General features: G+C 76.0%; 5 protein-coding genes and 1 pseudogene. 1 reads left to right on the top strand and 5 read right to left on the bottom strand.

The features are described 5' to 3' along the window. Positions 1 to 249: 249 nt before the first annotated feature. The 5 genes from FOE67_RS15655 to FOE67_RS15675 form a co-directional block, all read right to left on the bottom strand. Positions 250 to 1,068: a DUF5336 domain-containing protein gene (locus tag FOE67_RS15655; RefSeq protein WP_182664729.1), complete on the bottom strand. Its 819-nt coding sequence runs from the start codon at positions 1,066 to 1,068 to the stop codon at positions 250 to 252. A gap of 247 nt (positions 1,069 to 1,315) precedes the next feature. Further along, positions 1,316 to 2,038 carry a class I SAM-dependent methyltransferase gene (locus FOE67_RS15660; protein WP_182664721.1) on the bottom strand — a complete coding sequence of 241 codons (723 nt, stop codon included), beginning with the start codon at positions 2,036 to 2,038 and terminating at the stop codon, positions 1,316 to 1,318. Positions 2,039 to 2,622: 584 nt separating this feature from the next. Next, positions 2,623 to 3,261 carry a hypothetical protein gene (locus tag FOE67_RS15665; RefSeq protein WP_182664723.1) on the bottom strand — a complete coding sequence of 213 codons (639 nt, stop codon included), beginning with the start codon at positions 3,259 to 3,261 and terminating at the stop codon, positions 2,623 to 2,625. Between the two features lie 140 nt (positions 3,262 to 3,401). After that, positions 3,402 to 4,487 (bottom strand): DUF2332 domain-containing protein, encoded by a 1,086-nt coding sequence (locus tag FOE67_RS15670; RefSeq protein ID WP_182664725.1) that lies wholly within the window; start codon positions 4,485 to 4,487, stop codon positions 3,402 to 3,404. Between the two features lie 163 nt (positions 4,488 to 4,650). Next, the gene (locus FOE67_RS15675; protein WP_182664727.1) at positions 4,651 to 4,941 is read right to left on the bottom strand and encodes a helix-turn-helix domain-containing protein; all 291 of its coding nucleotides are present in this window, start codon (positions 4,939 to 4,941) and stop codon (positions 4,651 to 4,653) included. A 113-nt stretch (positions 4,942 to 5,054) separates the two neighbouring features. Here FOE67_RS15675 and FOE67_RS15680 point away from each other — a divergent pair. Beyond that, a pseudogene (locus tag FOE67_RS15680) lies at positions 5,055 to 5,249 on the top strand (type I methionyl aminopeptidase); the annotation flags it as partial.

Here is a 5,249-nt window from a genome sequence, read left to right on the forward strand (position 1 = left end):
GCCCCCCGGGGCCCGCGCCCCGCCGGGGCGGTCGTGCCGGTCGCGACCGGTGAACCGGTCGGGGCGATGAAACCGATGAAACCGATGGAACCGATGAAACCGGTGGAGCCGGTGGGTGGTCCCGGGAACGGCACCGGCCGGGACGGTCCCGAGGGTTCCGGAAGGACCGTCCCGGCCGGCGCCGGGTGATTTCGGTGCCGCCCGGGCGCGTCCCGGGCGGCACGGCGGCGGGTGCCCCCCGCCGACGGATCAGCTGCGGTGGATGTCGGAGGTGTCGTGCAGCACGCCCCGGCGACCGTCCTGCGTCTGCGCGACCAGGGCCTGACCGCGCTGCTCGACCGCCAGGTACCAGGTGCCCGGGGTGAGTTCGGCGATCGGACCGGAGGAACCGTCCTCGGCGTACAGCGGGCGCTGCGCGGGCACCGCGAACCAGAAGGGCTGGAAGGAGGGGTTCGCCCCGCCGCCCGGGGCCCCCGGCTGCTGGCCGCCCGTCGCGCCGACCGGCTGCTGGGCGGCACCCGCCGTCTGCTGCTGCGGGTAGCCGTAGCCGGGCTGCGGGCTCGGCCCGGGGTGTCCCGGCTGCGGCTGGCCCGGCTGACCGAACTGCTGCTGACCGGCGGGAGGGGCGGTCGGCTTCGGCCCCCCGGTCAGCGGCGCCCGGAGCGCCGGCACCATCGGGCCGGCCGCGGCGGCGCCCGCCAGCAGCAGGGCCCCGAGGAAACCGACGATCTTGCCGGGGCCGAAGCTGTCGCTCGGGCCGCCGATCAGACCCCAGAACGCCGCCCACAGCGAGGTCACCGCCAGGGCGATGCCCCACTGCTCCGGACGCAGCCCCAGGAACTCGCGCTCCCGCAGCGGCTGCGCCATGAAGCGCGAACCGACGATCAGACCGGCGGCGATGAAGCCCGCCAGGAAGATGGAGGGCAGGACGGGGAAGATGTCGGCGTGCCACCCGCTGACACCGCCGTACCCGCGGAAGCTGTAGTAGTTCAGGAAGGAGGCGATGAACAGCAGGACCGCTGCTCCGATCACCACTGCGTCGCCTCGTGTGAGCGAGCGGTTGTTCACGTGTAGTCCCTCGTCGAAGTCGGTTGTCATCGGTCCGTCGGCCCGCCCGCGCTCCGACCGGACCCGGAGTGGTCATGGCCTGATCAGGGCGGTGGCGGGCCCCATGCTACGGATCCGCGCGGATCGGGGTTCGGGTGGAGGGCGGACTGTTGCCGGGGCGACACGCTTGTGATGCCGCCGTGACGTTGTCCGCCCGGGTCGGGGGACACCCGACGGGTCGGGGTGAACGCCCGACCCGGCCGCGCGTTCACCCCGACCGGTCGGCCGGTTCCCCCGTCGGTCCGCGGCGCCGCAGCACTCGCAGCGAACCCGTCGTGGAGACGGGGGAGAAGTCGCCCGACTCCACCGCCCGGCGCCAGATCCGGTAGGGGGCCTGCCCGCCGTCGGCCGGGTCGGGGAACACGTCGTGGATCACCAGCAGCCCGCCCGGGGCGAGTTGGGGCGCCCACCCCTCCCAGTCGGCGCGGGCGTGCTCGTCGGTGTGCCCGCCGTCGATGAAGACCAGGCCGAACCGGGGGCCCGGCCCCAGGACCCGGGCCACCACCGGCGAGCGGCCCACGACCGCCACCACGTGCTCCTCCAGGCCCAGTTCGCGGTCGCCGAGGGTCCGTCGGAGGAAGGGCAGCGTGTCCGTCCGCCGCCGCTCGGGCGGCAGGTCCGCGTCGGCGGGGTCCCACAGGTCGGGGTCGTGCCACTCCCAGCCGTACTGCTGCTCCTCGCTGCCCCGGTGATGATCGACCGTCATCACCACCGTGTCCCCGCGCCGGGCGGCCTCCGCGAGCAGCAGCGTGGAACGCCCGCAGTAACTGCCGATCTCCAGCAGCGGCAGACCCGTGCGGACGGCGACCTCCGCCGCCGCGGCGTGCAGTGCCAACCCCTCGTCCCCGGGCATGAACCCCCGGGCCGCGAGGAAGGCCGCCCACACCTCCGGCGCCGGCGGTCCCGTGCCCGCGTCCGCTGTGAAACCCATGGTCGACGACCCCCGTTGTGTCCGCTCCACCCGTGGCACCCGCCCGGCCGGCGGGTCGGACGGGCGGCCCACCACTCTGCCGCACGTCCTCCACCGCCCGGCGACCGGGGTCCGCCGAGGTGGGGTCGGGGGCACCGGTGCCGACGGCGGAGCCCGGCGGGGCCCCGGCCGCCCCACCGGCGGGGTCCGGGGCGTGCCCGGTGGTGCGTTCCCGTTCCTCGTGCCCGCCTGCCGTCACGCCAGGTCCTCCGTCGCCGTCGTCTCGTCGTGGCCGTCTCGTCCGTGGCCGTCCGGTCGCGTCGGCCCGTTCCCGGGATGGGATGGGGTGCGGACCGGGTGCTCCGCAGCGAAGAACGCCCCGGACCCCTCATTTCATCCCGCGAACGGCATCGGGATGCGCCCGGCGGGACCGTCGGTGAATGAGGTGCGTCACGGCGGGCACGCCGGCCGCGGGGCCATCCGGGAGGTTCGCGGGTGCTCGGCGCAGGCCTCGTCGCCCGAGCCGCCGCGCCGGGCGCGGGGTCGGCCCGACCCGCCGCCGGGCGGCTCCCCGCGCCCGGGTGCGGAGGGGAGGCCCCGGCCGCTCACCCGATCTCGGCCGGGTGCCCCGCGCAGGTCACCTCGAGCCGCCCGGCGCCCGGGGCGGTGAAGTACCACACCGAGCGGCCGCCCGTCCCGGGCCGGTCCAGGGGGTTGTGGCCACCGCCGTCCGGAACGAGGGAGAGGCCCTCCGTCAGCAGCGCGCGGACGGCGGCCGGCCCGCCCTCCCCGGGGTGGGTGACGCGGAGGGCGAGGTGGTCCTCGTTCCGCTCCCTCCGCTCGATCGCCGCCACGGTGTCGTCCGGCGCCGGCCGGGAGAGGACGAAGACCTCGACGCCCCGGTGTCCGTCTCCCGGCGGGCCGGTCCACGCCGTGACGATCGACACCTCGACGGCGTCCTCGGCCCACCCGTACCGCCGGGCCAGCCGTTTGCGTACCACCACGCTCGGTACCGGGGCGAGCACCTCGAACCCGCACCGGTCCAGCACCTCCGCCACCTCCCCGGGGTGGTCGGGGAAGAGGAGCGTTCCGGCGTGGTCGAAGGCGCACCGGGAGGCCAGCGCCTCCACGACCCCCGGGGCGGCGCGGCCCCCGGTCACCTCCTCCACCGCCTGTCGCAGGTCGTATGCCCTCACCTTTTCCGCCAACCGGTGCAGATGGTCGCGGTCGAACCTCGTCAGCACGGCACGCCTTCCTCCGGGGTACCGCACGGGACACCGGACGGCGCGCGGAACCTTCCCCCGGCCTCCCGGCTCCTCACCACCCGGACGGGTGATCCCGGGTCGCGACCGGTGCCCGGACCGGTGGGCCCCCCGGGGCCCACCTATCCGAGCCAGTGCGCGAACTGTCCGTGCGGGGCGGTCCAGGCGACGGGCCGGCCGTCGAGGGCGAGCAGGAAGGGGGAGCGCGTCTCCCCCGCGATGTCCTCCGGGAGGGGCGGTACGCCCTCGGCGTGGTCGGGGTAGACGGCCGGCGACTCGTTGCACAGCCAGTGCGCGGGCGAGTCGAGCACGGTGCGGGCGAAGGTGTCGCGGCCGGCGCGGTCGAGGTACATCAGGACCGCGCTGTGGAAGACGACGGGGGTGGTGCCCGGCGGGACGCTGTCGATCAGTCCGGCCACGGCCTCGTTGAGGTCGCCGCGCAGCACCGCCGGCGGGTCGGCGGCGGCCAGGCGCAGGGCGGCGGCGAGCCGTTCGGCGCGGGGGCGCTGCCGTTCCCCGGGCCAGACCAGGGAGGTGAGCCAGCGGGCGTCCTCCGGGTCGGCCGGGTCCAGGGGGTTGAGGTCGATGCCGGCGCGCCAGGCGACGGCCGGGGGCTCGTCGGGCACCGGCACCGGGCCGGAGAGCCGGCAGTCCAGGACCACGGGGCTCTCGGCGGGGCCGACGGGTGGGAGTTCGCCCTCGGCGTTCCGGTACCTGTACCGGTAGCGGTCGGGTTGCAGGCACAGACCGGCGGAGGCACCGACCTCGATGAGGGCCAGGGGTTGCGGGAGCGCGGCGAGGGCGGGCAGCAGAACGGCGCAGCGGCCGACCTCGTTGGTCTGGGTGCGGCGCTCGGTCATCACGGCGGCGACCCGGTCCCAGTGGGCGAGGGTCCACTCCCGGAAGGCGGGCCAGGTGTCGACGGGTCCGTCGAGGAAGCGGACCGCGCCGAAGAGGAGGTTGGGCTGCCGCTTGAGGGGGGGCATGGCCGCCAGTCGGCCGATCAGCTCCGGGTCCCCGGCGACGCCGGCGGCGAGGGTGCCGTAGAGCGGGGAGTTGCCCGGTGCCTCGTGCTCGGCGAAGGCCCGGTACCAGCGGGAGGCGTGGGCGGCCGGGTCCTCCCGCGGTTCCGCCGCGGACCTCCCGGGGGTTCCCCCCGGCGCGCCCGGGTCGCGCGCGTCGTTCGTCTCGGGTGTTCCGGTGGTCATGGTGCCCCGTTCCTCGTCGTCGCGGGGTCGGGGCGGCGCCGCCGGGTCACGGCGGGGCCGGGGCTCCCGACCCGAGCCCTGGTGCCGTCGTCATTCCCCTCCCGGATGCCGGTCAGACATGTTCCGGACCCCCGAATGGCACCGAGTGCCACACCGGGGGATGTCAGGCGGCGCGGTCGGCGGTGTCGGCACCGACGGGGATCGGCTCGGCGACGGCCGCCAGGGAGGCGGCCAGGGCGTCCAGGGACAGGTCCAGGACGGCCGCGAGGGCCGCGATGGTGGCGAAGGCGGGGGTGGGGGCGCGGCCGGTCTCGATCTTGCGGAGGGTCTCGGCGGAGACGCCGGCCGCCGCGGCGATCTCCGGCATGGGGCGGTTGCCGCGGGCCTCGCGCAGCAGTCGGCCGAGGTGCCGACCGCGCTCGCGTTCCAGGGGGGTCAGGGGGGTGCGCACCATGACACGATCCTAGCGGGCGTGATACTTATACCGGTATAAGAATTGGAAAGGTCGCTCCCCCGGGACGGCCGGACGTGTCGTGCCCCGGAGTCGGGGCACGGGAGGAGCGCGCGATGGTGGAGATCAAGTCGGACGCGGCGATGGACGCCATGCGGGAGGCGGGCCGGGTGGTCGGCCGGGCCCTGGCGGCGGTGCGGAAGGCGGCGCTGCCGGGCACCCGTCCGGTGGATCTGGACGAGGTGGCACGGGGGGTCATCGCGGAGGCCGGGGCGAGGCCCGCCTTCCTGCACTACCACCCGCCCTTCGCC

The sequence above is a fragment of the Streptomyces calidiresistens genome, from assembly GCF_014141525.1.
Taxonomy (GTDB): Bacteria; Actinomycetota; Actinomycetes; order Streptomycetales; family Streptomycetaceae; genus Streptomyces; species Streptomyces calidiresistens.